The following is a 26,943-nucleotide window of genomic DNA, read 5'->3' on the forward strand; positions in this document are numbered from 1 at the left end:
TGGCGAGGCCCAGCACGTGCTCGAGGCCCAGGCGATGATCGCCGAGGACCCCGAGCTGATGGCGGACGTCGTCCGGCGGATCGCCGTCGGCAGCACCGCGGAGCGCGGTGTGTACGACGCGTTCGCCGCATACCGTGTCCTGCTCGCGGGGGCCGGCGAGTACATGGCCGGTCGGGTGGCCGACCTGGACGACGTACGCAACCGGATCGTGGCGCGGCTGCTGGGTGTGCCGATGCCGGGTGTGCCCGACAGCGACGAGCCGTACGTGCTGATCGCACGGGACCTGGCTCCCGCCGACACGGCGCTGCTCGACCCGGCGCTCGTCCTCGGTTTCGTGACCGAGGAGGGCGGGCCGACCAGCCACAGCGCCATCCTCGCGCGGGCGCTGGGCGTGCCGGCGATCGTGGCACTGCCGGGTGCCGGTGAGATCGCCGAGGGCACCATGATCGCGGTGGACGGCAGCACCGGTGACCTGTTCGTGGACCCGTCGCCGCAGAAGCGGGCCGAGCTGGAGGCCGCGGCCGCCGAGCGCAGGGCGGCTCTGGCCGCCTCGTCCGGTCCGGGTGCGACCTCCGACGGTCACAAGGTGCCGCTGCTGGCCAACGTCGGCGGTCCCGCGGACGTGCCGGCGGCCGTCGAGGCCGGGGCGGAGGGTGTGGGTCTGTTCCGCACCGAGTTCCTGTTCCTGGACGACAGCAAGAAGGCGCCGTCCGAGGACAAGCAGTTCGAGTCCTACCGCAAGGTGCTCGAAGCCTTCCCCGAGGGCCGGGTCGTGGTGCGGGTGCTCGATGCCGGCGCCGACAAGCCGCTGGACTTCCTGACGCCGGGCGACGAGCCCAATCCCGCGTTGGGTGTGCGCGGACTGCGCTCGCTGCTGGACCACCCGGACGTGCTGCGTACGCAGCTGACCGCGCTGGCCAAGGCGGCCCAGGGGCTGCCGGTCCACCTCGAGGTCATGGCCCCGATGGTCGCCGACCGGATCGACGCCAAGGCCTTCGCGGACGCGTGCCGTGAGGCCGGTCTGAAGGCGAAGTTCGGGGCGATGGTGGAGATCCCCTCCGCCGCGCTGCGGGCGCGCTCGATCCTCCAGGAGGTCGAGTTCCTGTCGCTGGGCACGAACGACCTGGCCCAGTACGCCTTCGCCGCCGACCGTCAGGTCGGCGCCGTCTCGCGGCTGCAGGATCCGTGGCAGCCGGCGCTCCTCGACCTGATCGCCATGTCGGCGGACGCCGCCAGGGCGGAGGGCAAGAGCTGCGGTGTGTGTGGCGAGGCCGCTTCCGATCCGCTGCTGGCCTGTGTGCTGACCGGTCTGGGTGTCACCTCTCTTTCGATGGGTGCCGCTTCGATCCCCTATGTGCGGGCGACGCTCGCCAAGTACACGCTGGCCCAGTGCGAGCGGGCCGCGGCGGCGGCTCGCGCGTCGGACACCGCCGAGGAGGCCCGTAAGGCCGCTCAGGCGGTGCTGTCCGGCGAGTAGCCGGTAACCGGATCGCGGTGTTCGTTTCGAGGGGCCTTCGCCGGTGGCGAGGGCCCCTCGGTGCGTCCCGGCCCGGTCGGTGGTGCGGTCAGTGGTGCGGTCCGGGTGCGTCCACCTCGTAGCCCGGGCAGTATTCGACGCCCGATTCGGGGGCGACGGGGTCTCCGGTGTCGGCGTCGGTGCAGTAGGCGTTGAAGACGGCGGCGGCCGACAGGACGGTGAGCCGGCCGCGGTCCAGGCGCCAGCCGTGGACCCGGTCCCGTCCGCCCTGACCGGTGGTGCGTACCACCAGTCCTCCGGGGCCGCCGAGGGCGAGTCCGGCGGCGAGGACCGTCACGAAGTCGAGGCCTTCCCGGGCGTCGACGCGCGGCGGTGCGTCGGGGTCGTCGGTGGTGTCGGCGTGCAGGACGGCCACGAGTTGTTGCGCCTCGGTCGGGATGCTGCAGACGAAGTGGTGGTGGCCGGGTCCGGCGCCGGCCACGAGGCGTTTGAGCGCGTCGGTGGCCCGGTCGAAGGAGGCGTGGCCGATGTCCTCGCCGCAGTCGGCGCAGTGGCCGACCTCGGCGAGGACCCCGGTGGCGTACTCCCAGGTGGCCTGGCGGACGGCCTCGTCGACGAGGAGCGGGACGAGCTCGTCGATCGGCTGACCCTCGTAGGGCAGCAGAGCGCCGCTGCCGGCGAGCTCGGCGGTGAAGCGGGCGCGGGCTTCGACGGTGTCCGGGTCGAGGCCGGTCTCCCCGCAGAACTCGGCGTACTCCTCGGGGTCGAACAGGGCGACGGTGGTGTGGATGCCCTGGGCGGCGAGGGACCTGAGCAGGCCGTCCACGTGGTGGAGGTAGTCCTGGTGGTCGTCGAAGGTGAAGCTGCGGTAGCCGCGCATGGCCGCGAAGTCCCCGGCGTCGGCCAGGAGGCCGACGGTGCCGGGGACCTCACGGCGCAGCAGGCGGCGCCGGTCGGCGGTGCGGGTCCGGTGCGTGCGCGTGCTCGTGCCGGCGTTCGTGCCGGTGCGCGTGCCCGTGTTCGTACCGGTGTCGTTCTTGCGTGGCATGACTCCCCCTGAGTGTCGCAATCGATTGCTCACTCAGAGTAATCATCGCCACTGACAGTGGCCTCAGCCGCGGGTACGGGCCAGCTCCTCGTAGAACGGGAGGAGGTCGAGGTTGTCGACGGAGCCCGGGTTGACCGCCTTGGCGAGGGGGGTGCCCTGCAGGAGGCGCTTGACCGGGACCTCGATGCGCTTGCCGGTGAGGGTGTGCGGGATGCCGGGGACTTCCATGATCTCGTCGGGGACGTGGCGCGGGGAGAGTTCCTCGCGGATGGTCGCCTTGATCCGGGCGCGCAGGTCGTCGTCGAGGGTCGCGCCGGGGGCGAGGTGGACGAAGAGCGGCATCCAGTAGCCGCCGTTCGGCTCCTCCAGGCCGATGACCAGGGATTCCTTGATCTCGGGGAGGCGTTCGACGGCTTCGTAGATATCGGCGGAGCCCATTCGGACGCCCTGCCGGTTGAGGGTGGAGTCGGAGCGGCCGTGGATGATCACCGAGCCGTGGTCGGTGATGGTGATCCAGTCGCCGTGGCGCCAGACGCCCGGGAACATCTCGAAGTAGCTGTCGCGGTAGCGGCTGCCGTCGGGGTCGTTCCAGAAGTGGATCGGCATGGACGGCATGGGGTTGGTGACGACGAGCTCGCCGACCTCGCCGATGACGGGCTTGCCGGAGGGGTCCCAGGCCTGGAGGTCCGTTCCGAGGCAGGCGGCCTGGAGTTCGCCGATGTGCACCGGGAGGGTGGGGACGGCGCCCGCGAAGCAGCTGCACACGTCGGTGCCGCCGCTGACGGAGGCGATCCAGAGGTCTTCGGCGACCTCGTCGTGGAGCCAGCGGAAGCCGTCGGGCGGGAGCGGGGAGCCGGTGGTGGCCACGCACTTCACGGCGGAGAGGTCGAAGTCGCGGGACGGGTGGACCTCGGCCTTGCGGCAGGCCATGACGTAGGCGGCGGAGGTGCCGTAGAGGGTGGCCTTCGTCCGCTCGGCGATGCGCCACTGGGCGCCCGTGTCGGGGTAGCCGGGGCTGCCGTCGTAGAGGACGACGGTGGTGCCCGTGAGCAGGCCGGAGACGAGGAAGTTCCACATCATCCAGCCGGTGGAGGTGTACCAGAAGAACCGGTCCTCGGGGCCGAGGTCGCAGTGCAGGCCGAGCTGCTTGAGGTGTTCGAGGAGGATGCCGCCCTGGGACTGGACGATGGCCTTGGGGAGGCCGGTCGTGCCGGAGGAGTAGAGCACCCAGAGCGGGTGGTCGAAGGGGACGGGCTCGAAGACGGGCTCGGTGTCGCCCGAGGTCAGGGCGGACCATTCGAGGGCGCCGGCGGGGGCGGGTGTGCCGAGGAGCGGGATGTGGACGACGGCGCGCAGGGACGGGAGGTCCGCGCGGAGTTCGGCGACGGTCTCGCGGCGGTCGTGCTCCTTGCCGCCGTAGCGGTAGCCGTCGACGGTGAACAGGACGACCGGCTCGACCTGCTGGAAGCGGTCGAGGACGCTGCGGGCGCCGAAGTCGGGGGCGCAGGAGGTCCAGACCCCGCCGACGGCGGCGGTGGCGAGGAGGGCGACCGCGGCCTGGGGGATGTTGGGGAGGTAGCCGCTGATGCGGTCGCCGGGGCGGACGCCGAGGGCGCGCAGTTCGGCGGTGAGCGAGCCGACCTGGCGGCGCAGCTCGGCCCAGCTGACGGGGACGACCTCGTGGGTCTCGTCGACGTACAGCAGGGCGGGCTCGGCGGCGCGTGCCGGGTCCTCGGCGGCGCGCAGGGCGTGCTCGGCGTAGTTGAGGGTGGCGCCGGTGAACCAGCGTGCGCCGGGCATGGAGCGGTCGGCGAGGACGGACTCGTACGGGGTGGTGAAGCGGACGTCGAACCACTCGGCGACGGCCTGCCAGAAGGTGTCGAGTTCGTCGACGGACCAGCGGTGCAGGGCGGGGTAGCCGCCGTCGGCCGGGGCTCCGTGGCGCTCGGCGGCCCAGGCCTGGAAGGCGGTGATCCGGGCCGCGGCGATCCGGTCGGGGCCCGGCGCCCAGAGAGGTTCCGGCTGCGTGGCTGAGGTCATGGGTCGGCTCCCGGTCAAGTCTGCGGCTCGCGCTTCGTGTGCGTACGGTGCCGTCGCGCGGGGGTGTGGGCGCGGCGGCTCACAGGGACCATGCCATGTGATCGTCCGCTGCACCAGGGCTGTCCTGGCGGGTCGGGTGATCGACTCGGGGGTGCCGCTGCCGGGTGAACGACAGTTGAACGCCGTCCCCTCGGCCGGGGGCCGGTGGCAGGGTGAGCGGCATGAACGGTCGTGATCTGGTACGTGCGGTGAAGGACATCGGTACGGAGCGCGGTCGGCGCGCCTGGCGCTCGGCCTGGCGCCATCGGCGCTCGGACGCGGTGGGGCTGCCACGCCGGGGCGCGGAGCGGGCGCGCGTACCGGGGTTACTGATGGGTACGGAGGCTCGTCCGGGCGGGGGCGTGCTGCGGTTCGCGCGCTCCGAGCTGCTGGTGCAGGTGATGGTGGGCGGCGCGGTGTTCTGGAGTTGGGACGGGGCCGGGCCGACGCCGTCGTACGCGGTGGTGGGCGAGGGCCCCGAACCGGATCCGCGGGCCGTGCTGGAGCCGGACACCGGGGGCGGCCGGCGGGTGGTGTCGGAGCGGGTGACGGTGGCGGTGTCGCGGCACGGGGCGCTGGAGGTGCGGACGCCGGGCGGGACGGTGTTGCGGCGGGAGGCGCCGCCGCGGTGGTGGGAGCCGGTGGATCCGCGGATGGGCGCGGCGCGGTGGCTGCAGCGCAGCGAGGTGCCGGCGGACGCGCGGTTCTTCGGGTTGGGCGGGCGGGCCGCGGGGCCGCGGCTGCGGGACGGGGCGTACCGGCTGTGGAACACCGATCCGAAGGGGGGCTTCGGGCCGGGGGTCGATCCGCTGTACCTGACGATGCCGGTACAGATGGTGGTCGCGGACGCGGGGACGCATCTGGTGTTCCACGACAACTCGTGGGACGGGCGGGTGGTCCTGCGGGAGGGTGAGGAGGGCGCGGGTTCGGGGGCGGACCGGCCGGGGGCGAGCGAGCTGCGGATGGAGGGCGGGCCGCTGCGGTGTTGGGTGCTGGTGGGGACGCCGGCGCGGGTGCTGCAGGGGTGGTCGGGGCTGACGGGCGCGGCGGCGGTGCCGCCGGAGTGGGCGCTGGGGTACCAGCACGCGCGGTGGGGGTTCGGGAGCGCGGAGGAGGTGCGGCGGGTGGTGGCGGGGTACGCGTCGCGCGGGCTCGCGCTGTCGGCCGTACACCTGGACATCGACCACTACGACGGGCACCGGGTGTTCACGGTGGATGCGGAGAAATTCCCCGATCTGCCGGGGTTGGCACGGGAGTTGGGGGACATCGGGGTGCGGCTCGTGTCGATCGTGGACCCGGCGGTGAAGGCGGGCGACGGGGTGCACGCGTCGGGGCTGTCGGTGGGGTCGGGCGGGGCCTTCGTCCGGGACGCGCGGGGCGCGGAGGTGCGCGGTGAGGTGTGGCCGGGCGAGTGCGCGTACCCGGATTTCACGGATCCGGCGGTGCGGGAGTGGTGGGGCGGGCTGTACGAGGAGCGGCTCAAGCAGGGCTTCGCCGGTTTCTGGCACGACATGAACGAGCCGGTGTCCTTCGCGCCGTTCGGTGACTCGACGCTGCCGAGGTCGGCGCGGCACGCGCTGGACGGGGCGGGCGGTGACCATCGCGAGGGGCACAACGTGTACGCGCTGGGGATGGCGCGGGCGGGGTGGGAGGGGCTGGTGCGACTGCGCCCCGACGAGCGGCCGTTCCTGTTCTCGCGGTCGGGGTGGGCGGGGATGCAGCGGTACGGGGGCACGTGGTCGGGGGATGTGGAGTCGAGCTGGGAGGGGCTGCGGGCCTCGCTGGCGCTGGTGCTGGGGCTCGGGTTGTGCGGGGTGCCGTACTCGGGTCCGGACGTCGGCGGGTTCGGGGGGTCGCCGTCGCCGGAGTTGTACGTGCGGTGGCTGCAACTGGGCGCCTATCTGCCGCTGTTCCGGACGCACTCGGCGATCTGGGCGGGGCGGCGGGAGCCGTGGGAGTTCGGGCCGGAGGTGGCGGAGCAGGCCGCGGCTGTGATGGCGGAGCGGGAGCGGCTGCGGCCGTACTTCGTGACGTTGGCGCATCTGGCGCGGCGGACGGGTGCCCCGTACGTGCGGCCGCTGTGGTGGGGGTCGCCGGAGGAGCGGCAGTTGCGGGACTGCGAGGACACCTTCCTGCTGGGTGACGCGCTGTTGGTGGCGCCGGTGCTGGAGTGCGGGGCGGACCGGCGGGCGGTACGACTGCCGCGGGGGCGCTGGTACGACACGGCGACGGGGGCGGCCTACGAGGGGCCGGGCCAGATCCTGCTGGACGCGCCGCAGGGCCGGATCCCGGTGCTGGCGCGGGCGGGGTCCGTACTGCCGGTGCGTGCGGGCTCCGGTGGCGGGGTGGAGCTGGAGGTCTGGGCGCCGGCGCGGGGGCGTACGGGAGGCGGGGTGGTGATCCGCGATCCGGGGCCGGGCTTCGAGCCGGGTGAGGTGGAGCGGTACACGGTGCGGTGGGTGGGGGACGCGGTGGTGGTGGAGGACGAGGCGGGGAACCGGGTGGAGGGGGTCGCCGTACGGGGGCTGTAGGTAGGCACGCGGGGCCCGGCAGCGATGCGGGTGCGCGGGCCCCGGTGGTCGTGAGGGGGCGGAGCTCCGTTGCCACCTCCGACGGATACGCAACCATCGGTTGCACATCTGCCGGAGGTGGACTAGCTTTATATGCAACCGAAGGTTGCGAAAGATGGAGACGGCCATGGAGTACGGGAGCATCGAGCGCGAGCTGCACATCGACGCCTCGCCCGAGGTGGTGTTCGAGGTGCTCAGCAGCCCCGAGCACATCCGGGAGTGGTGGAGCGCCGAGACCGCGTTCGAGCCGGTCGCGGGCGCGACGGCCCGGCTCACATGGACCGACGAGGACACCGGTCGGCAGCAGTCCTCGCCGTTCACGGTCGTGGAGGCCGACCCGCCGCGGATGTTCTCGTTCCGCTGGACCTACGACGAGACGGAGACGGAGGCGGCGGGTCCGGGCAACTCCCTGCTGGTGACCTTCGAGCTCGTCCCCACGGAGAAGGGGACCACGGTCCGCTTCCGCGAGAGCGGCTACCGCGAGCGGGGTTGGGAGGCCGCCGTGCTCGAAGCCCACTACAACGACCACCGGCAGGGCTGGGACTTCTACCTGCCGCGCCTGGTCGCGACGGCCGACCGGCTGGCGGCCACGCGATGAGCACCGCCGTCGACGACGACCTCTGGTCCGCGATAGGCGACCCGACCCGGCGCCGCATGATCGACCTCCTGCTGGCCGACGGTCAGGGGACGGCGACGACGCTCAGCGCGCACCTGCCCGTGACCCGGCAGGCCGTGACCAAACACCTGGCCGTGCTCGACCGGGTCGGTCTGGTCCGGTCCGCGCCGGCGGGACGGGAGAAGCGCTACCAGGTGGACGAGGCGCAGCTGGCCCGTGCCGTGGCGCAGCTGAACTCCGTCGGCGAGCTGTGGGACGCCCGCCTGCGGCGGGTCAAGAACCTCGCCGAAGCGATCCAACGGGCCAAGAACGCGGAGCAGTGACACGAAGACGGAGAAGGAGGAGAGCGAGATGGTGGACATCCTGCACCGGGTAGGGATCACCGCGACCCCGGAGAAGGTGTACGAAGCGCTCACCACGGTCGAGGGCCTGGCCGCGTGGTGGACGACCGACACGAGCGGGTCCGGCGACGGCGTCCTGGAGTTCCGGTTCGGCGACGTCGGCGGCTTCGACATGAAGGTGCTCGACCTGCGGCCGAACGAACGGGTGCTGTGGGAGGTCGTCGACGGTCCGGCCGAGTGGGTCGGGACGACGGTGAGTTTCGACCTGACCCAGGAAGGCGAGTGGACGATCCTCATGTTCGCGCACGCGGGCTGGCGGGAACCGGTCGCGTTCATGAACCACTGCAGCACCAAGTGGGCGATCTTCCTGATGAGCTTGAAGTCCCTGGTGGAGACGGGCTCCGGCGCGCCGCATCCGCGCGACGTGCAGATCAGCGACTGGCACTGACGCCCCTCCCGCGGGACCCGGACGTGGTGGGTCGGACCGGCCGAGACCGGTCCGACCCACCGCGTCCGGGCGGCTCCGGGCGGCTCCGGGCTCAGGCGTACGTGCCCGCGAACCAGGACGCGGCCGCCTGGGTGTGGAGGGGGAAGGCCAGCGTCGACGGGGTGCGCAGGATGTGCCAGCCCGTGGTCTCGTCCGTCGGCTTCGATACGGGGAGGTCCGCTGCCGGGCGGGCCGGGAGGAGGCCGAACAGGAGGAGATGGCCCGCCGGGGAACTCAGGGCGTCGGCCAGCACGACCTCCGAGGCGGGGGCCGTGATGCCGGTCTCCTCGAAGAGCTCACGGACGACCGCGTCGCGCCAGTCCTCGCCGAAGTCGATGAATCCACCGGGGAGGGCGACGCCGCCGAGGGCCGGTTCGATGGTGCGGGTGATGACCACGAGGCCGGTGCCGTCCGCGTCCTCGACGGGGAGGAGGGTGACGGCCACCGGAAGCGGGTTGCGGTAGGCGGTCGCCCCGCAGGCCGCGCAGGTGCGGGGCCACTCAGGGGTGGAGTACGGCGCTCCGCAGGTGGAGCAGTGCGAGTCCTTCAGGTGTGCCGACATCCGGCGATCGTATGCCAAGGGGGGTGTGGACGGCGGCGGTTGCGGGACCCCACCCGGGACCCCACCCGGGCTCCCACCTGGACCCGCATCAAGACCCGCCGCGGGACCCGCGCCGCCCGCCGCGACCGCTGTGGATCGCGACCTCCCCACCGCTGTCGCCGTCACCCGGCCGTGAGTACCGTGCCCGCATGACTTTCACCTCGTACGAGGAATTCTGGCCGTACTACGTCGCGATGCACTCGCGCGCCGCCACCCGGTGGGTCCATCTCACCGGCACCCTCACCGGTCTGGCGGTGACCGCCTACGGGCTGGCCCGCGGCCGTAGGCGCTACCTCGCCGCACTCCCCCTGATCGGGTACGGGACCGCCTGGCCCGCGCACTTCCTGATCGAGGGGAACAATCCGGCCACCTTCGGGCATCCCGCGTGGTCCCTGCGCGGGGACGCGCAGATGATCCGGATGATGCTCGCCGGCCGCGACGCGGAGCTGGGCGAGATCGCGCGGAAGTGGCTTGCCGAGAACCCGTGTCAGGACCGTTCCCCCGTGGCAGACTCCTGACGATCCGTCAGATTGCTGACCTGGGAGGGGCATCGTGGCACGCACACGCACACCCGTCGTGAGCGGGTGGTTCACCGAGGACGCGCCGGACGGCGGGGGCTTCCGGTTGCTCGGCACCCGGTGCTCGGCCTGTACCGCGGTGTTCTTCCCGCGCCAGGACGCCTACTGCCGCAATCCGCACTGCCCCGGCGGCGGCGAGCTGGCCGAGGTGCCGCTGTCCTCGCGGGGCCGGGTCTGGTCCTACACCGACGGGCGCTACCGGCCGCCCGCGCCGTACGTGTCCGACCCGGCCGTGCCCTGGGAGCCGTACACGCTGGTCGCGGTGGAGCTGGAGGCCGAGCGGATGGTGGTCCTCGGGCAGGCCGCGCCCGGGGTGGGGGTCGCCGATCTGGCGGTCGGGATGGAGGTCGAGGTGGTCGGGGGCGTGCTGAACGAGGACCCTGGCGCCACCGGGACCGTATGGACCACCTGGCGGTTCCGGCCGGTGGGAGGCGCCGAATGAGCGCCGACATCGCCGTCCTCGGGGCCGGTATGCACCCCTGGGGCAAATGGGGCCGCAGCTTCGTCGAGTACGGGCGGGCCGCCGCGCGGGCGGCATTGGACGACGCCGGACTGGACTGGACGCAGGTGCAGTCGATCGTCGGCGCCGACACCGTACGTTCCGGATACCCGGGCTACGTGGCGGGCGCCACCTTCGCCCAGGCCCTCGGCTGGCAGGGGGCGCGGGTCACCAGCGTCTACGCGGCCTGCGCGTCCGGCGCCCAAGCCATCGGGGCCGCCCGCGCGCAGATCCTGGCGGGCCTGGCCGACGTGGTGCTCGTGGTCGGCGCGGACGCCGCGCCCAAGGGGTTCTTCGCACCGGCGGGCGGCGACCGGCCCGACGATCCGGACTGGCTCCGCTTCCGCGTGCTCGGCGCCACCAACCCGGCCTACTTCGCGCTCTACGCGCGGCGGCGGATGGCCCTCCACGGGGACACCCTGGAGGACTTCGCCCAGGTCAAGGTGAAGAACGCGGCGGCCGGGCTGCTCAATCCGCACGCCCGCTACCGGAAGAGGGTGACCACGGAGGAGGTCGCCGCCTCGGCGGTGGTCGCGGATCCGCTCCGCCTGCTCGACATCTGCGCCACCTCCGACGGGGGCGCGGCCCTGGTCCTCACGAGCATGGACTTCGCGCGATCGCGCGGGGTGGCCGATCCGGTGCGGATCCGGGCCGTCTCCACCGTGACGCCCACCTATCCGCGTACGGTGCTGGACCTGCCGGACATTGCGACCGATTCGGCGGTGGCGGTGGCGCCGGCGGCCGGCTCCTTCAGGTCCTCGATCGCGCGCGCCGCCTACGAGGAGGCGGGGCTCGGCCCGGACGACCTCTCGCTCGCGGAGGTGTACGACCTGTCCACCGCCCTGGAGTTGGAGTGGTACGAGGACATCGGGCTGTGCGGGGAGGGCGAGGGGGCGAAGCTCGTACGGGAGGGGGCGACGGCGCTGGGCGGCCGGATCCCGGTCAACACCAGTGGCGGGCTGGCCTCCTTCGGGGAGGCGGTGCCGGCGCAGGCGATCGCGCAGGTGTGTGAGCTGACCTGGCAGTTGCGCGGTACGGCCGGGGAGCGGCAGGTGCCGGGGGCGCGGGCCGGGATCACCGCGAACCAGGGGCTGTTCGGCCACGGGTCGGCCGTCGTCGCCGTGCGCTGAACGACCGGTGTCGTCCGAAGGCTTGACGACCCCCGGCGGCAGGTTCACACTCGCTCCACAGTCCCGCGCCGCGACCGGGACCCTGGTCCCCCCGTGAGAGCTGCGGCCCGTACCCCAGTCGGCGGGGGTACGGGCCGCCTCCGTGTCAGGCTCCCGCCGAAAGGCTCCGGCGCCGTTCGCGCGCCAGGGACATCGCGTGTTCCACGACCCCCACCAGCACGTCCTTCACGGATTCCCGGTCCCGTGCGTCGCACAGCAGTACCGGCACCCCGGGATCGAGGTCCAGCGCCGTCCGTACGGTCACCACGGGGTGCCGGTCGGCTCCGTCGAAGCAGTTGACCGCGACGACGAACGGGATCGCGCGCCGCTCGAAGTAGTCGATGGCGGCGAAGCAGTCGGCGAGGCGACGGGTGTCCGCGAGGACGACGGCGCCGAGCGAACCCTGCGCCAGCTCGTCCCACAGGAACCAGAAGCGGTCCTGCCCGGGCGTGCCGAACAGGTACAGCACCAGGTCCTCGCGGAGCGTGATGCGCCCGAAGTCCATGGCCACGGTGGTGGTGCTCTTGCCCTCCACTCCCCCGGTGTCGTCGACACCGACGCCCGGCTCGGAGAGCCGTTCCTCGGTGCGCAGGGGTCTGATTTCGCTCACCGCACTGACCAGGGTGGTCTTGCCCACCCCGAAGCCGCCCGCGACCAAGATCTTCAAGGTCAGCGGCTCGACCGGCGACACCGCGTGCATGGCACCGGTGCGGCTAAAGCGCCCGAAGGCCATCGATCACCTCACGCAGAATGGATTCATCGGGCAGTTCTGCCGGTGGTACCGGCCTGGTCACGTGGACCAGTTCTTCATCGACCAGGTCGCCGATCAGGACGCGGACGACCCCGACCGCGAGGTCGAGATCGGCCGCGAGTTCGGCGACCGACTGTGGTCGGCCCCGGCACAGCCCGAGGATGTGGGCGTGTTCCGGGGAGAGGGTCATGTCCCAGACCGGATCGTCGGCCGCCGGTTCGGCGACGACGAGCGCGATCAGGTCGAGTCGGTGCTGGCCCGCGTGGCTGGTCCGGCCGCGCGTCATGGCGTACGGGCGGACGACCGGCCCCGCGTCGTCGTCGAACCAGTGCGCGTGGTCGGGGTCCAGCTGGTCGGGGTCGGGGTCGGGGTAGGACGGGTCGACGGGGAAACCGGCGGGGATGTCCGTGGGGTGGTCCTGGCCTGAATCACTCATGCCCTACGACTCACCCTCCGGCTGGCAGCCCGGTGCGCGGGGCGGTCGCCAGGTGGTCGCCGACGCGCTTGACCATCAGCGTCATCTCGTACGCCACCTGACCGACGTCGGAGTCGGCGTCGGCCAGGACGGCCAGGCAGCTGCCGTCGCCCGCGGCCATGACGAAGAGGAAGGCCTCGTCGAGCTCGACGACGGTCTGGCGGACCCGGCCGGAGTCGAAGTGCCGGCCCACGCCCTTGGCCAGGCTGTGGAAGCCGGAGGCGACCGCGGCCAGGTGCTCGCTGTCCTCGCGGGTCAGGTCCTTGGAGCTGCCGGTGGGCAGGCCGTCGCCGGAGAGGACCACCGCCTTGCGGATGGAGCCGACCCGGTCGACGAGCTCGTCGAGGAGCCAGTTGAGCGGGCCGGAGCCGCGGCCCCTGGTGTCGTTGCCGGTCTGCGGTGCGGTCATCGACCGTCCCCTTCGTTCTCGTTCGCGGGACCGCCGGCGGCGGATGTGCCTGCCTCGGTCTCGGACTTCTGCTGTGCGTGCTGGTTGCGGCCCGCCGTCCAGCCACGCTGGAGTGCGGACATGCGCGTACGTACGTCATCCGCGTCGCGGTCGGCCACCTGGTCGGGGGCGGCTTCGGCGGGTGCGGCGGACGGGGACTTCTTGAGCTGGGGCGCCAGGCTCGCCTGGCGGACCCGGCGGGGCAGCCCGCCGATGCCGGGGCCGGGTGCGGCGGCCCCCGCGTCGGATCCGGCTTCGGGCCCGGCCGCTGCGGCCGGGGCGGGCTGCGGGACCACGGACACCGGGCGGGGTTCCACCCGGCGGCCGTGGTCGGCGACCAGAGTCGGGGTCGGGCGGCGACGCGGCAGCGGTACGGCGCCCTGGGAGCGGGAGTCGTCCGCACGCGGGGCCTCCACCCGCTGGGTGTCCAGCCGGACGGGGCCGGTGGGCGCGAGCGACTCGCGGTCGCGGTCGCCCTTGCGGGAGCCGCCCCGGTCCGCGTGCCGCTCCGCGTGCCGGTCGGTGTGCGGCCGGTCCGCCGGGCGCAGGCCCAGGAGGGCGCTGCGCGGGATGCCGTTCGGCGGGGTCTCGTCGTCGAGCGTGGCCATGACCGGGCGGCCGGCGCCGCCGGTGCGGCTCGTGATCGCCGTGGGGGCGTCGTCGAGCGCGGCAGCGTCGTCGAGGCCGTCCAGGCCGTTCAGGCCGCCGGCCGGGAGCGGGGCCTCCAGCTCGACGGGTCCGCGCAGTTCGGCGACGGGCAGCCGGCGGCCGGACGTCGCGCGCTCCATGGCGGCGGGCGTGGGCCGCTCGGACCCGGCGCGGCCGAGGTGGCCGGCCTTGTCGGACCGCAGGGGCTTGGCCGCGGCGCGGGCGCCGTCGAACCGGGCGCCGGCGCCGTTGGTCTCGGGGGCCTCGGTCAGCAGGGCCGCGGGCAGGAAGAGCACCGCGGTGGTGCCCCCGTACGGGCTGGGCTGGAGGACGACCTTGACGTTGTGGCGCTGCGCGAGGCGGCTGACGACGAACAGGCCGAGGCGGTCGGTGTCGGAGAGCTCGAACTCGGGGGTCTCGGCGAGCCGGAGGTTCGCGTCGAGCAGCGCTTCCGGGGTCATGCCGAGGCCGCGGTCGTGGATCTCCAGGGTGAAGCCGTTGGCGACGCGCTCGCCGTGCACCTGGACCGCGGTGTGCGGCGGCGAGAACACGGTGGCGTTCTCCAGGAGTTCGGCGATGAGGTGGGTGACGTCGGCGACGGCCGGGCCGACGATGCCCAGGCGGGTGAGCCGGCGTACCTCGATGCGCTCGTAGTCCTCGACCTCGGCGACGGCGGCGCGTACGACGTCCATCAGCTGGACGGGCTTGCGCCACTGGCGGGAGGGTGCGGCGCCGGAGAGGATCACGAGGCCCTCGGCGTGCCGGCGCATGCGGGTGGTCATGTGGTCGAGGCGGAAGAGGTCGGCCAGTTCCTCGGTGTCCTCGGTGCGGCGTTCCATGGTGTCGAGGAGGGTCAGCTGGCGGTGCAGCAGCACCTGGTTGCGGCGGGCCAGGTTGACGAACACCTCGGAGACGCCGCGGCGCAGGTCGGCCTGCTTGACGGCGGCCTCGACGGCGGCGCGCTGGAGGGTGTTGAGGGCCTGGCCGACCTGGCCGACCTCGTCCTTCTCGTATTCGAGGTGGGGTGACTCGGTCTCCACGTCCACGTGTTCGCCGGCGGCGAGGCGGCGCATCACGCTGGGCAGTCGGACGCCGGAGGCCTCGTGTGCCTCCTTGCGCAGCCGGGACAGGTCGCGGACGAGGTCGCGGCCGATGCGCACGGACAGGACGAGGGAGAAGACCAGGGCGAGGAAGCCCAGGATGCCGGCGGCCGCGGCCTGGACCATGACGTCCATGGCGACGGGCTCGATGCGTTCCTGGTAGCGGTTGCCGGCGGCGGTGTTCATGGCGGCCAGGTCGTCGAGGACCTTGGTGGAGGCTTCGTCCCACTGGGCGGCGGTGAGGTTGCGCGGCTTGTTGACCGCGCCGCCGGATATGAAGCGTTCCTCGGCGTCGCGCAGGGGCTGGGTCTCGGGGTTCTTCCAGTACTGCTCGAAGTCCTCCCGGTCCTCGGCGGGGAGGGTCACGAGGTTGAACTCGTAGAGCAGGGTGCGTTTGGCCGCGAAGTCGGAGACGTGGCGGACGTCGGGAGCGGTGATCTTGCCCGCGGCGAGGGCGGAGGCGATGACGGCGTCCTCGCGGGAGAGCAGTTCGCGCGCGCGGCTGATGCCGACGAGGGCGCGGCCTTCCTTGTCGACCTCCACGTTGTCCAGGCCGTGGAGGTTCATGAGGAAGTCGTAGCAGGGGTCGACCAGCCGGTTGTAGAGATCCAGGGCCTGCGTGGGGTCCAGGGCGTTCTGGTCGACGGAGCGGCGCATGGTGCCGATGCCCTGGAAGGCGGAGACGATCGAGCGCAGGCGCTGGGCGCTCTGCGGGCTCAGCTCGTCGATGACCTTGGAGTCGCGGGCGCTGACGGTGATCCGCTCGACGGCCAGGTCGGTTTCGGCGCGGCGCTTGGTGAGTTCGGCCGTGGCGGCGGCGGCCCGGGGGTCGCCGAGGACGACCAGGGTCTGGCGCCGTTCCTTCTGGATGACGCGGGCGACGTCCTCGACGGGGTAGCCCACCTTGTCGATGATGTAGGCCACGTCGAAGAGTTGGAGGGCCTCACGGCCGGTGATGACTGTCGCGAAGCCCCAGAGGGCGGTCAGGGAGACGAGCGGCACAAGGAGCAACGCCACGATCTTCCGGCGGATGGACTTCCCGCGAAAGCGCATGGCCTCCCCAGCCTCCCCCAGGTCAACCCCGTTACCGGGGGTCGGTGTTCCGTCATTTAAACGGCGTGAGCCTACTACTGCTGGGGGGCAGCTTCGAAGGCGTGTCCGGACGTTTTCGGCCTGACCCCGGGAGGAAGATCACCAGTTGTCCGACACTTCCGGTCAAGAGCGGCCCGATATGTGGCAGATGACACTTGGTGGGGCGTCAGTTCCCGCAACCCGATGGATGGCTGGAATTGTTCGTTCCGCGATCATTCCGAGGCGAGAAGGTATCCGCGATCCGGGAATCTCCCGGCCCCGCCGAACGTCTGTCTGTACGAGGGGGCGCGTCGGAACGGACGTGCGGGACGGATGTGGCGGGGCAGACGCGTCACATGGCAAGTGAGCAGGGCGAGCAGGCATGACGGACCGCGCGGTGGGGAGTGAGCGGACCATGAGCAGTGACGAGGGCGGCGGTGTGGGTGCGGGCCTGGGTGCCGGCTCGGCCGGGCGAGGACTGTGGGTCGAGGAGCCGGTCCGGCGGCGCCGGATGCCGGATTCGGTGCGGACGTCAGCGGTGCGGGCGGTGCTGATCGTGGCCGTGACCCTGACGCAGGCGACGATCACGTTCTTCCTGACCCTGACCGGGTCCTGGCTGGCCCTCCCGATGGGGCTCGGCGCGATAGCCGGGACGATCGTGGCCACCTGGGGAGTACTGGACGTGTGGATCACGCGGCAGACCTGGAACCAGCGGTACGGGGTCCTGTCGGAGCCGAGCAGCACGGCGCGCAGCCGCCGCAAGGAGGCCCGGAGGGCGGCCCGGGCGGCCCGGGAGGCCTCAGCGGGCCGAATACCCCGCGAGGACGGCCCTCTGGCGGCCTCCGGGCGCTACTCAGCGCGCTGACGCGCCCCGCACCGGCGTAGGTGCGCCCGCGCGCCGCGGGAGGACGCCGCATGCCGACGTGCGCGCCCGCGTCCCCACGGGGGCGCCGCACGCCGACGTGCTCGTACCTGCCGTCCTCTCGTGTCAGGAAACGCCGCTGCGGCGGAACATCCGGGTGGCCGTGATCTCGCCGTGGACGGTCTCCGCCTCCGCGGACTGCTGCGGCAGACCCGGGCGCAGGTGTTCCTCGACGCTGATGTACTTCAGACCCGCCCGCAGGTCCGCGTCGTTGCGCAGGCGGATCACCAGCGGGAACTCGGCGAGGGCCGTGGTGTCGAACAGACCGGTCGTGTAGAGCAGTTGGACACCGAGCGCGTCCGAGACGGCCCGCTGGAGCTCCAGCAGGTACGTGGCGTTGGCACGGCCGATCGGGTTGTCGAGGAACAGCGTGCCCGCGTGCCGGTGCTTGTCGCGGCCGCGGTCGTTGCTGCGCAGCGCCGCCATCGTGCAGTACAGCGCGATCGCGGCGGTCAGCAGCTGCCCGCCGGAGAACACGTCGCCCATCTGCCCCACCGGCACCCGCTCGGCGCGCAGCACGGCGTCCGGCTTGAGGATCTCCACGGAGATGCCCTTGGGCTCCAGGGCCGCCTGGACGCCCCTCAGCAGCAGGGACATGCCGTCACGGCGGCCCTCGCCGAAGGAGGCGCTGCTGTTCTTCTTCACGGCCGTGCGGGTCGCCTCGTCGATGACCTCGCCGAGCCGTTCGGTGAGCGTGGCCTGGTCCGGCTCCTCGAAGCGGATCCGCAGGAACTCCTGGCCCGACCATTCGCCGAGGCCCTCGGGGAGCTGCGAGAGCCGCTGCGCGGAGCGGAGCGTGGCCAGGGCCGATTCGACGAGGCCGCGCAGGCGGTCGACGATGCTGTCGCGGTTGCGCTCCAGCTGCGCCAGTTCGTCGGTGAGGACGCGCAGCCGCGGCGCGAAGGCCGTGGCCCAGGCCGCCGCGTGCTCGGGCAGCGCGGAGGCGGGCAGTTCCCGGATCTGCTGGCGCGCGGGGGTGCGTACCTGCTCGTAGCGGGTGGCGTTGGCGTGCCGGACCAGGATGTCGCTCGCCTCGCGCACCGCGGAATCGGCGGCCGAGAGCTCTGCCGCGCAGCCGCGCAGGGAGCGGCGGGCCTCGGTGGCGGACTGGCGGGCCTCCTCCAGGGTGCCCGCGTGGGGTACCGGCTCCTGCTCGTCGTCCTGGTGGGTGTGGTCGCGCAGCAGGTCCCGGAGCATCGCCGCCGTCTCGTCGAAGCCGCCGGCGCCGTCCTCGGCGGTGCGGTGGGCGCGCAGCAGGTCCGCGTGGGCGGCCCGGGCGCTCTCCACGGCCGCGGTGTGGGCGGCGAGTTGGGCGGTGGCCGTACGCAGCAGGGCCTGGGCCTGGTCGACGTCCTCGGGGACGAGCTCCTCGGGGAGTTCGGTGTGCGCCTCCCCCTCGCTGGGGGCGTGCCGTTCGGCCTCGCCGCGCAGCCGGCCGAGCTGCTCGCTCGCGGTGGACGCGCGGGTCTCCAGCATCTGCACGAGTGCCTCGGCGCGGGCGGCCGCGGCCTGCCGGGAGGGGCCGTCGGCGCCGTCGGTGCCTTCGAGGAGCTGGGCGGCCCGGGTACGGACCTTGTTGGTGAGGCGGTCGAGTTCGGCGAGGGCGGCGCTCTCGTCGCTCTCGGCGCGGGCCTGCTCGGCGCGCAGGTCGGCGCCGACGCCGACCTTCTCGTAGAGCTGGGAGGCCGCGCGGTAGGCCTCGCGCAGGTCGGGCAGTGGCGCCCGGGGGGTGTCACCGTCGCTGTCGGGCAGTTGGTCGGGGGCGCCGGCGATCTCGGCGCGTTCGGCGCGCAGGGCGCGGGCGGTGCGGCGGGCGTCGTCGGCGGCGCGCTGGGCGGCGCGGCGGTCCTCGTCGGCGGCGCGGGCCCGGTCCAGGCACACCTCGGCGCGGGCCTCGGACTCGGCGGCGTCGTCGGCGAGTTCGCGGAGCTTGGCTTGCCAGCCGGCGCGCTCGCGCAGTCGGAAGGCGAGCCCGGCGAGGGCGTCGGCGACGCGGCGGGCGCGCTGGGCGGTGTCCTGGCGCTCCTCGCGGACCCGGGACGCGTCGGCCGCGGCCTCGTCGGCCTCGGCGCGTACGGTACGGGCCTCCACGAGCTCGGCGTCGGCCTCCTCGGCGAACATCCGGGCGGCGGCTGCCGCTTCGGCGAGTTCGGTCAGGCGGCCGGGCGGGCAGCCGGTGCGCCAGGAGCCGAGGCGGGCGGCGAGTTCGCGGTCACCGCCGAGGCGGGCCGCGAGGTCACGGATCTCGGTGTCGCGGGCGGCGGCGCGGGCGCGCAGCGCCTGGCGCTCCTCGTCGGCGGCGCCCTCGTCGTGCATGGCCGGGTTCGGCGAAACGATGAAGACGCTGGACACCGCGGAGTCGGCCTCCGCGGGCGTTGCCGGGGCCAGCAGGGCGGCGGCCGTGCCGACGGCGACGGTGGAGCGGGGCAGCAGGGCGGCGCCGGACAGCACCTCGCGGGCCCGGCCGTGGGTGTCGGGGTCGGTGATGACGACGCCGTCGACGAGTTCGGGGCGGGCGGCGAGGACGGCGGCGTGGTCGGCGGGGTCCACGGACTGGGCGAGGTAGCGCCAGCCGGGGAGGGCGGGAATGCCGTGCTCGCCGAGGTACTCCACGGTGGCCAGGACGTCCGGGCCGGGCGGCAGCAGGCCGCCGTCGCCCAGCGCGCCGAGGATGCGGGCGTCGTCGGCGGCGGCGGTGCGCAGCTCGAAGAGCTGGCGTTCGGCCGCGGCGACCCCGTCCGTCAGCAGGGTGCGCAGGTCGTCGGCGTTCCGGTCGAGGTCGGTGACGGTCAGGCCCTCGCCCCCGGCGGTCCCGGGGTGGCCGGGGACCTGGGCGCCGGCGGCTCCGGGGCGCCCGACCGTCCCGGAGGTGGTGGCCGCGACGGTGGCGTCGGCCCGCGCGCCCGCGCGCGGGTGCGGGAGGAAGGCGTCGGGGACCGAGGGCAGCCCCAGCAGCTCCGCCAGGCGCCGGGCGGTGGCCAGGGAGGCCGCGGCCCGGTGCTCCGCTTCGTGGGCGGCCTCGGCCGCGTCGGCGGCGTCCGCCGCGCGGGCGGCGGTGAGTTCGGCGCGGGATTCCGCGGCGGCGGCCTCGCGGGCGGCCTCGGCGGCGGCCCGGGCGGCTTCCCGGGACTCGTCCCAGGCGGCCACGGCCGTCTTCTCGGCGTCGGTGGCGGCGAGGGCCGCGCGGGCCGGGTCGGCGTCGGGGGCGGTGTCGTCGAGCCAGCCGGCGCGGACGGCCTCGGCGGTCTCCTGCTGGACCTCGGCCAGTCGGGAGCGCAGGTGCTCGGCCTCGCTGCGGGCCCGCTGGGCGGCCGTGGCGGCGGCGGTGGCGTCGCGGTGCGAGGCCTCGCCGGTGGCCTGGAGGGCGGCGGAACGCTCCTCCTCCTCGTTGGCGAGCCGCTCGCCGTGCTCGGCGGCGGTGTGCAGGGCCCGGACGAGCTCACCGGCGGCCGTGGCGCGGGCGGCCAGCGCCGGGGCGGCGTCCCGCTCGGCCTCCAGGATCGCGGCGGCGACGCGGGCGGAGCGGTCGGCGGCGGCCCGATGGCGCAGCACGTTCTCGGCGGCCTGCCAGGCGGAGTGCAGCGTGCGGGCTTCGAGGAGTTCGCGGCGCTGGGCGGCGGCGGCCTTGTCGGCGACGGTCAGGGCCAGCGAGGCGTGCCGGTAGGCGAGTTCGGCGGAGACGGCGGCGCTGCGGGTGCGGGCGGATTCCGCGGCGGTGACCTGGTGGGCGGCGGCGGTGACCTGCTGGGCGAGGTCGGCGGCCCGGCCGCGGTCCTCGGCGGCGCGCGCGGACAGCCGCCGGGCGAGGGTGCGCGTACGGCGTTCCGCGCCCGCGTGCACATCACGCAGCCGGGAGCGGGCTCCGGCGGCTTCGACGATGCGGGTGAGCAGGTCCACCGAGCCGGCGGTGAAGTCCCGTTCGGCCATGAGCTCGGCGCGGCGGCCGAGCTTGTTGCCGAAGCCGTGGACGAGGTCGGCGAGGCCGTCCGTGTCGCGGGTGTCGGTGACGGCGCGCAGCAGGAGGTCGGTGAAGTCGGAGTCCTTCTTGACCGCGAAGAGGCCGGCCGCCTCGCCCTCGTCGGCATTCATCTCGCGCTGGTAGCGGAAGAGTTCGGGGTCGAGGCCGAGTTCGGTGAGGTGCTCGTTCCAGCGGTCGTGGATCTCCTCGAAGTAGACCTCCAGGTGCGGGTACGCCTTGCCGGCCTCGGTGAGGGAGTCGCGGAAGCCCTTCATCGTGCGGCGGCGGCCCTGGGCCCCGGAGGCGCCTTCGACGGGAGGGCGTACGGAGGTGGCCTCGGCGACGGGCAGGCTGTCGAGGCTCAGGCCGGGGCCCGGGCGGAAGGAGTACCAGGCCTCGGCGAACTTGCGCGGGTCGTTGGAGACCTGGCGGCCGCGCCATTCGCTGACCTTGCCGACGACCACGCACTCGCCGGTCTGGGTGTGCTGCCACTCCAGGGCGACGTGGCCGCAGTCGTCGGCGAGCAGGAACTTGCGCAGCACGCCGGAGCTGGCGCCGCCGAGGGTGTTGCGGTGGCCGGGGAGCATCACCGAGAAGATCAGCTTGAGGAGGACGGACTTGCCGCCGCCGTTCTCCAGGAAGAGCACACCGGCGGGCGCGGGCCGGCGCGGCGGGCCGGTGGGCTCGTCCTCGAAGAACTCCGCCTGGGTCGGCGCCGGGTGGGGCACCGGCTCGCCGACTCCGCGCAGGTCGAGCACGGTGTCGGCGTAGCGCGCGCCGGCGGGCCCGATGGAGTAGAGGCGGATCCGGGACAGCTCGTACATGGCGGCGGACTCTCGTGGTGTCTTGGTGAGGCAGGACGTACGGGGATCGGGGCGCGGGCCGCGGGGCCCGGTGGCTCAGGCGTGGAACGGGAGGCCGGCGTCGGCGGCCAGGTCCAGGTCGTCGCCCTCGGGCGGCGGCAGCAGGGTGGCGGAGCCGTCGCTGATGGGGACCACGCCGAGCTCCAGCAGCTCGGCCATCGCCGCGCTGCCCGCCATGTCACGGACCTGGAGCTGGTAGCGGGGGGTGGTGCGGTAGGTGCCGCCGGCCTCGTCGCCGGTGCGCTGGAGGAAGCCGGAGTCGGTGAGGAAGGCGGCCGCCTTGCCGACGATGCCGGTGGTGGAGCCGGCGAGGCGGCGGGCGTCCTTGGTGGCGCCGGTCGCGCTGCGGCGGGCGTAGACGCGCCAGGCTGCCTCCAGGCCGGGGGCGTCGGAGGCCGGGTCGGTGTTCTCGCCGAGTTCCTCGGCGCGTTCCTCCAGGCGGCGGCAGGTCTGCCGGACGAAGGCGTCGACGCCGTTGACGGTGATGCGGCCGATGTAGCCGTCGTCGGCGAGGTCCTCGGGGCGCGGGAAGGCCAGGGCGGCCACGGCGAGGTGCGCGAGGCCGTGCAGGAAGCGGTCGGCGGAGTCGGCGGCGGTGCGGCGGGCGTAGTCGCCCATCCGGACGGCGAAGACGGAGTCCTCGCCGGCGGCGACGGCCATGCCGGCGCGCGGGGACACCTCCAGGACGACGAGGCCGAGGCCGGTGGCGACGGCGTCGGCGAGCCGGCCGAAGGCGGGGTCCTCGCGGTAGCGGCGCAGGAGTTCCCCGTACTCGGCGTCCCGGGCCGGGAGCAGCTTGGGCTGCAGCCCGAAGGCCACGAGCCGGGCCGCGTCGGCGGCGTCCGCGGGGGTCACGGACCCTGTGGTGGCGGGCGCGACGGGAGCCGACGGCGCGTCGGGCTCGCTCCACGCGGGGTGCTCGGCGTGGTGGTCGCTCACGGGTGGGTCTCCTCGGCGGTGCGGGTGGTTCGGGCGGTACGGGGTCCACTGCGTGGCGCCGGGCTTTCAAGGCTCGCCGGCGTTCGAGGCGCGGGGTCTGGGGCGGCGCCGCAGGAAACCCGGCTCCGCCGGGCACCGGGCTCCGCCCGGACCCTCCCCCAGCTACCGCTGGGAGGTGCCCCCTGCTCAAACGCCGGCGAGGCTGAATGCGGAGCCTGCGAGGCTGGATGTGGGGCCGGTGAGGCTGGATGTGGAGCCTGCGCGGCTGAAGTGGCCCGGCGCAGTGGCCCGGCCAGGGCGGAGGCGGTCACGAGGCCTCCGCGCGGTCCGCGGCCATGCCGGCGGCGTCCAGGAGCGCGGTGCCGACGATGAGGTCGGCACCGCCGAACTCGTGGTCGTCGAGCTGCGTGCCGTCGTCCACGGCGAAGAGCAGCCGCTCCTCGCCCTGCCGGTAGGCCGTGCCGACGGCCGGGCTCGCCGCGTGGACGGCCAGCAGCGCGACCAGGTACGGCAGTTCGGGATCGCTGCGGCGGGCCTCCGCGAGGAGTCCGGACAGTCGGCGCGGGGCGTCGTGCGGGAGGTCCAGGAGCTGCATCGCGGCGGCGAGCTGCTCCTCGCTGAAGCGGCTGTCGTCCGGGGTGGCGATGAGGTCCGGTTCGGGCATCTCCGCGCCGAGGTGCTCGCGCTCCACGGGCGGGGTCAGCAGGATCTCGACCAGGTCGGCCACCCGCACCGAGACGGGGGTGCGCAGCCCCGCGCCGGAGGCGAAGAAGGCGGCGGTCACGCGGCTCGCCTGCTCCACGGGGAGGGGCAGGAGCGGGGCGACGAGCTGGCCGTACAGGTCGATGCCGGAGCGGGGCGCCGGGGCCGCGAAGGCCTGGCGGTCCTGTTCGGCGCGGAAGAGCGGGCCGGCGTCCAGCAGTCGGGACTGGAGCTGGGTGTGGCGGCGGATGCAGTCCTTGACGATGTCGACGAGTTCGGCCGCGCGCCGCTTGTTCTCCGGCTCCTCCGCCTCGTCGCGCGCCTTGCGGATGTTGGTCAGGATCGCGTTCTCGTGCCGGTAGCGGTCGGCGACGTGGTCCAGGGCCTCGGCGATCATGTCGGGTACGGCCTGCAGCCAGTCCACCGCCCGGACGTTGCGGCGGGTCGCGTCCAGGGTGCGGCGCAGGGTCTCGGCGTACTGCACGGTCCGGTAGCGGGCCTGCTCGGCGGCGAGCTGGGCGTCGGCCAGCCGGCCGCGGCTGATCAGCACCTCCAGTTTGACCTCGGCGGCGATCTGGGCGCTGGTGACGTCGGTGTCGAGGGCGCCGACGAGGACGTTGACGGCCTCGTCGGTGGTGCGCAGGTAGACCACGCCGCCGTAGCCGGGGACCTCTTCGATCAGCTTGAAGTCGTAGTCCCGGCGGACGTAGACGCCGTCGGGGCCGAAGGTGCCGTAGATGGCGCGGAAGCCGCGGTCCACGCTGCCGACGTTGATCAGGTTCTCCAGCACCCAGCGGGCCACCCGCTCGTGCTCGGCCGCCGGGCGGTTCGGGGCCTGGGCCGCGACGCGCGGCAGCAGCCTGGCCACTATCTGCTCGTGGTCGGCGCCCGTGTCGAAGTCCATGTTGAGCGTGACCAGGTCGATCGCGGCCAGCGCGACCTCCGCCATCGCGTAGACCCCGTACTCGCCGGCCAGATTGGCCTTGCGTACGTCGAGGTCGTGCAGCGGGGCGGTGCAGGCGAGGGCACGCAGCCGCCGGGCCAGGCCCTCGTCGGCGGCCGGGCCCGGCGCCGGGGACGGAAGGGTCTTCGCCGGGGCAGGGAGAGTCACGGACAAAGACTAGGTCCTGTTGCTGACAACATCCCAAACGGCATGGTTCGGCCGGATCGTCCCGACCTTCGCTCCGGTCGCCTGCTCTACGCTCGGCGCATGGATTCCATGATCGCATCCGCTGCTGTGATCGACCTCAACGCCGACCTCGGCGAGGGCTTCGGGCGCTGGGCGCTCACCGACGACGAGGCCCTGCTGTCCGTCGTCACCAGCGCCAACGTGGCCTGCGGCTTCCATGCCGGTGACCCGTCCATCATGCGCCGGGTCTGCGAGCTGGCCGCGGAGCGGGGCGTACGGATCGGCGCGCAGGTGTCCTACCGCGATCTGGCCGGGTTCGGGCGGCGCTCCATGGATGTGCCGCCCGGCGAGCTCGCCGACGAGGTGGCCTACCAGATCGGGGCCCTGGAGGTGTTCGCGCGGGCGGCCGGCTCCCGGGTGTCCTACGTGAAGCCGCACGGGGCGCTCTACAACCGCACCGTGCACGATGCCGACCAGGCCGCCGCCGTGGTCGCGGGGGTCCGGCTGGCGGCCGGCTCCGGGGCCACCGGGGGCCTGCCGGTGCTCGGGCTGCCCGGGTCGCTGCTGCTGGTCGCCGCCGCGGAGGCGGGGCTCGCGCCCGTACCGGAGGCCTTCGCCGACCGCGCCTACACGCCGGTCGGGACGCTGGTCCCGCGCGGCGAGCCGGATGCCGTGCTGCACGACCCGGACGCGGTCGTGGCACGGGCCGTCCGGATGGCCGCCGAGGGCGCGGTGACGGCGGCCGACGGGTCGGTGGTCCGGGTGGCCGCGCGCTCGCTGTGCCTGCACGGGGACACCCCGGGCGCGGCCGGGCTCGCCCGCCGGGTCCGGGAGGCGTTGGGCGCGGCCGGGGTCCGGGTGGAGGCCTTCGCGTGAGGCCCCTGGTGGTGGGGGGCGAGGCGCTGCTGATCGAGCTGGACTCGGCGGACGAGGTCGCCGCGCTCCACGCCGAGTTGCTGCGCCGCCGGGACGCGGGCGAGCTGGGGCCCGTACGGGAGCTGGTGCCGGCCGCGCGGACCGTGCTGCTGGACGGCGTCCGGGACCCGGCCGCGCTCGGTGCCCGGATCGCGCGGTGGGAGGTGCCGCAGCTCGCGCCGACGCAGGGGCCGCAGGTCACCGTCCCGGTGCGGTACGACGGCCCGGACCTGGCGGAGGTGGCCCGCCTGTGGGGGGTCGCACCGGAGGAGGTCCCGGGGATCGTCGGCGCCACCGACTTCCGGGTGGCCTTCTGCGGGTTCGCGCCGGGCTTCGGCTATCTGACGGGACTGCCGGAGCGCTTCCACCTCCCCCGCCGCGCGTCGCCCCGTACGGCCGTCCCGGCGGGCTCGCTGGCGCTGGCCGGGGAGTACGCGGGGGTGTACCCGCGCTCCTCCCCCGGCGGCTGGCAGCTGATCGGCTCCACGGACGCGGTGCTGTGGGATCCGCGGCGGGAACCGGCGGCGCTCTTCGCGCCCGGGGTACGGGTCCGGTTCACGGAGGGGGACGGTCGTGGCTGAGGGGCTGCTGGTGGTGCGGCCGGGGGCGTTGACCACGGTCCAGGACCCGGGGCGCCCCGGGTACGCGCACCTGGGGGTCCCGCGCTCGGGAGCGCTCGACACGGCGGCGTACGCGCTGGCCAACCGACTGGTCGGCAACGCACCGGACGCGGCGGCTCTGGAGACGACCCTGGACGGGGTCGGGCTACGGGCCCTGGCTGCGACCACCGTGGCGGTCACGGGCGCGCCCTGTCCGGTACGGATCTCCGGTCGCCCGGTGGCCTGGGGAGCACCGGTCCGGCTCCCGGCCGGGGCGGAGCTGGAGGTGGGCCGGGCGGAGTCGGGCGTGCGCGGCTACGTCGCGGTGCGGGGAGGCCTGGCCGTCCCGCCGGTCCTGGGCAGTCGCTCCACGGACCTGCTGTCGGGGCTGGGGCCGCCGGTCCTGGCGGCCGGGATGGCGCTGCCGGTGGGCCCGCCGGGCCCGGATCCGGCTCCGGGGGCGGATGCCTGCGGCCTGCCCGGGCCCCCTTCGGAGCTGGTGCTCCCGCTGCGGCTCGGGCCGCGGGCGGACTGGTTCACCGAGGCGTCCCTCGCCGGGCTGTGGCGGTCGGCGTTCCGGGTCTCGGCGCTGTCGAACCGGATCGGGCTGCGCACGGAGGCGGGCTCCGCGCTGGTCCGCGCCCGGGCGGGCGAGCTGCCGAGCGAGGGCATGGTGCTGGGCGCGGTCCAGGTGCCGCCGGACGGACTGCCGGTGGTGTTCCTGGCGGACCACCCCGTGACGGGCGGCTACCCGGTGGTGGGCGTGGTCCCGCCGGGCCCGGCCCTGGACGCGGCGGCCCAGGCCCGGCCTGGTGTTCCGGTGCGGTTCTCGGCGGCCCGGTGAAACGTTCGAGGGGGCTTCGGCCGAGTACCGGGTGAGGGGCCGACCGGGTCCCCGGCGCGGGGAGGACGGGAGGCCTTCCAGGCGCAGCAGCGGATGGGGCGGCCCACCCGAACC

At 74.1% G+C, this 26,943-nt stretch carries 22 protein-coding genes (1 of these 22 running past the window's edge); 12 read left to right on the plus strand and 10 right to left on the minus strand.

From position 1 onward, the window contains the following. A protein-coding gene (gene ptsP, locus OG624_RS08535) for a phosphoenolpyruvate--protein phosphotransferase (RefSeq protein WP_371639284.1) crosses the window boundary here: on the plus strand, positions 1 to 1,477 show its 3' portion. It extends 194 nt beyond the left edge of the window; 1,477 of the gene's 1,671 nt are visible here — the last part of the coding sequence; its start codon lies off the left edge, out of view; its stop codon occupies positions 1,475 to 1,477. Positions 1,478 to 1,565: 88 nt separating this feature from the next. On the opposite strand, the gene OG624_RS08540 is transcribed toward ptsP, so the two are convergent. Beyond that, positions 1,566 to 2,525 carry a hypothetical protein gene (locus tag OG624_RS08540; protein ID WP_371639285.1) on the minus strand — a complete coding sequence of 320 codons (960 nt, stop codon included), beginning with the start codon at positions 2,523 to 2,525 and terminating at the stop codon, positions 1,566 to 1,568. A 63-nt stretch (positions 2,526 to 2,588) separates the two neighbouring features. Then, on the minus strand, positions 2,589 to 4,565 hold the full coding sequence (locus OG624_RS08545; RefSeq protein ID WP_326747645.1) for an acetoacetate--CoA ligase: 1,977 nt from the start codon (positions 4,563 to 4,565) through the stop codon (positions 2,589 to 2,591). Positions 4,566 to 4,786: 221 nt separating this feature from the next. Here OG624_RS08545 and OG624_RS08550 point away from each other — a divergent pair, with 221 nt between their 5' ends. From OG624_RS08550 to OG624_RS08565, 4 genes are all read left to right on the plus strand, one after another. Continuing rightward, positions 4,787 to 7,135 (plus strand): glycoside hydrolase family 31 protein, encoded by a 2,349-nt coding sequence (locus OG624_RS08550; RefSeq protein WP_326747646.1) that lies wholly within the window; start codon positions 4,787 to 4,789, stop codon positions 7,133 to 7,135. Positions 7,136 to 7,289: 154 nt separating this feature from the next. Beyond that, the gene (locus OG624_RS08555; protein ID WP_237545612.1) at positions 7,290 to 7,772 is read left to right on the plus strand and encodes an SRPBCC domain-containing protein; all 483 of its coding nucleotides are present in this window, start codon (positions 7,290 to 7,292) and stop codon (positions 7,770 to 7,772) included. Further along, positions 7,769 to 8,113 carry an ArsR/SmtB family transcription factor gene (locus OG624_RS08560; RefSeq protein WP_033226210.1) on the plus strand — a complete coding sequence of 115 codons (345 nt, stop codon included), beginning with the start codon at positions 7,769 to 7,771 and terminating at the stop codon, positions 8,111 to 8,113. Before OG624_RS08555 ends, OG624_RS08560 begins: the two co-directional genes overlap by 4 nt. Before the next feature lie 28 nt (positions 8,114 to 8,141). After that, positions 8,142 to 8,579: an SRPBCC family protein gene (locus tag OG624_RS08565; RefSeq protein WP_033226209.1), complete on the plus strand. Its 438-nt coding sequence runs from the start codon at positions 8,142 to 8,144 to the stop codon at positions 8,577 to 8,579. 91 nt (positions 8,580 to 8,670) lie between these two features. Here OG624_RS08565 and OG624_RS08570 read toward each other — a convergent pair whose 3' ends face one another. Further along, complete coding sequence (locus OG624_RS08570) at positions 8,671 to 9,180, minus strand: NUDIX domain-containing protein (protein ID WP_051763940.1); 510 nt, start codon at positions 9,178 to 9,180, stop codon at positions 8,671 to 8,673. Positions 9,181 to 9,368: 188 nt separating this feature from the next. Here OG624_RS08570 and OG624_RS08575 point away from each other — a divergent pair, with 188 nt between their 5' ends. Genes OG624_RS08575 through OG624_RS08585 form a run of 3 tightly spaced genes read left to right on the plus strand, consistent with a single transcriptional unit; the run spans position 9,369 to position 11,426 of the window. Further along, positions 9,369 to 9,737 (plus strand): DUF962 domain-containing protein, encoded by a 369-nt coding sequence (locus tag OG624_RS08575; protein ID WP_033226206.1) that lies wholly within the window; start codon positions 9,369 to 9,371, stop codon positions 9,735 to 9,737. A 34-nt stretch (positions 9,738 to 9,771) separates the two neighbouring features. Continuing rightward, positions 9,772 to 10,239: a Zn-ribbon domain-containing OB-fold protein gene (locus tag OG624_RS08580; protein ID WP_371587450.1), complete on the plus strand. Its 468-nt coding sequence runs from the start codon at positions 9,772 to 9,774 to the stop codon at positions 10,237 to 10,239. After that, complete coding sequence (locus OG624_RS08585) at positions 10,236 to 11,426, plus strand: lipid-transfer protein (RefSeq protein WP_161292599.1); 1,191 nt, start codon at positions 10,236 to 10,238, stop codon at positions 11,424 to 11,426. Before OG624_RS08580 ends, OG624_RS08585 begins: the two co-directional genes overlap by 4 nt. Positions 11,427 to 11,571: 145 nt before the next feature. On the opposite strand, the gene OG624_RS08590 is transcribed toward OG624_RS08585, so the two are convergent. From OG624_RS08590 to OG624_RS08605, 4 genes are read right to left on the minus strand one after another with little or no spacing between them, the layout of a single operon-like run. Further along, positions 11,572 to 12,198 carry a GTP-binding protein gene (locus OG624_RS08590; RefSeq protein ID WP_030016310.1) on the minus strand — a complete coding sequence of 209 codons (627 nt, stop codon included), beginning with the start codon at positions 12,196 to 12,198 and terminating at the stop codon, positions 11,572 to 11,574. Continuing rightward, positions 12,179 to 12,619, minus strand: a complete 441-nt coding sequence (locus OG624_RS08595) for a DUF742 domain-containing protein (protein WP_371589778.1) — start codon at positions 12,617 to 12,619, stop codon at positions 12,179 to 12,181. Before OG624_RS08595 ends, OG624_RS08590 begins: the two co-directional genes overlap by 20 nt. A 43-nt stretch (positions 12,620 to 12,662) precedes the next feature. Further along, positions 12,663 to 13,100: a roadblock/LC7 domain-containing protein gene (locus OG624_RS08600; RefSeq protein ID WP_030016314.1), complete on the minus strand. Its 438-nt coding sequence runs from the start codon at positions 13,098 to 13,100 to the stop codon at positions 12,663 to 12,665. Beyond that, the gene (locus OG624_RS08605; RefSeq protein WP_371587451.1) at positions 13,097 to 15,940 is read right to left on the minus strand and encodes a sensor histidine kinase; all 2,844 of its coding nucleotides are present in this window, start codon (positions 15,938 to 15,940) and stop codon (positions 13,097 to 13,099) included. The genes OG624_RS08600 and OG624_RS08605 overlap by 4 nt, the downstream gene beginning before the upstream one ends. Positions 15,941 to 16,373: 433 nt before the next feature. Here OG624_RS08605 and OG624_RS08610 point away from each other — a divergent pair, with 433 nt between their 5' ends. Further along, on the plus strand, positions 16,374 to 16,823 hold the full coding sequence (locus tag OG624_RS08610) for a hypothetical protein (RefSeq protein ID WP_033226198.1): 450 nt from the start codon (positions 16,374 to 16,376) through the stop codon (positions 16,821 to 16,823). A 123-nt stretch (positions 16,824 to 16,946) separates the two neighbouring features. Here OG624_RS08610 and OG624_RS08615 read toward each other — a convergent pair whose 3' ends face one another. The 3 genes from OG624_RS08615 to OG624_RS08625 form a co-directional block, all read right to left on the minus strand. Next, on the minus strand, positions 16,947 to 21,662 hold the full coding sequence (locus OG624_RS08615) for a hypothetical protein (RefSeq protein WP_371639287.1): 4,716 nt from the start codon (positions 21,660 to 21,662) through the stop codon (positions 16,947 to 16,949). A 75-nt stretch (positions 21,663 to 21,737) separates the two neighbouring features. Then, entirely contained in the window at positions 21,738 to 22,640 is a 903-nt protein-coding gene (locus OG624_RS08620) for a hypothetical protein (protein WP_371587453.1), read from the minus strand. Positions 22,641 to 22,947: 307 nt separating this feature from the next. Beyond that, positions 22,948 to 24,453 (minus strand): hypothetical protein, encoded by a 1,506-nt coding sequence (locus OG624_RS08625; protein ID WP_033226194.1) that lies wholly within the window; start codon positions 24,451 to 24,453, stop codon positions 22,948 to 22,950. Positions 24,454 to 24,579: 126 nt separating this feature from the next. On the opposite strand from OG624_RS08625, the gene OG624_RS08630 reads away from it, so the two are divergent. From OG624_RS08630 to OG624_RS08640, 3 genes are read left to right on the plus strand one after another with little or no spacing between them, the layout of a single operon-like run. Then, complete coding sequence (locus tag OG624_RS08630; protein ID WP_033226192.1) at positions 24,580 to 25,347, plus strand: LamB/YcsF family protein; 768 nt, start codon at positions 24,580 to 24,582, stop codon at positions 25,345 to 25,347. Continuing rightward, the gene (locus OG624_RS08635; RefSeq protein WP_161294259.1) at positions 25,344 to 25,967 is read left to right on the plus strand and encodes a 5-oxoprolinase subunit B family protein; all 624 of its coding nucleotides are present in this window, start codon (positions 25,344 to 25,346) and stop codon (positions 25,965 to 25,967) included. The genes OG624_RS08630 and OG624_RS08635 overlap by 4 nt, the downstream gene beginning before the upstream one ends. Next, entirely contained in the window at positions 25,960 to 26,829 is an 870-nt protein-coding gene (locus OG624_RS08640) for a biotin-dependent carboxyltransferase family protein (protein WP_326747654.1), read from the plus strand. Before OG624_RS08635 ends, OG624_RS08640 begins: the two co-directional genes overlap by 8 nt. The last annotated feature ends 114 nt before the right edge of the window (positions 26,830 to 26,943 follow it).

The sequence above is a fragment of the Streptomyces virginiae genome, assembly GCF_041432505.1.
GTDB lineage: Bacteria > Actinomycetota > Actinomycetes > Streptomycetales > Streptomycetaceae > Streptomyces > Streptomyces virginiae_A.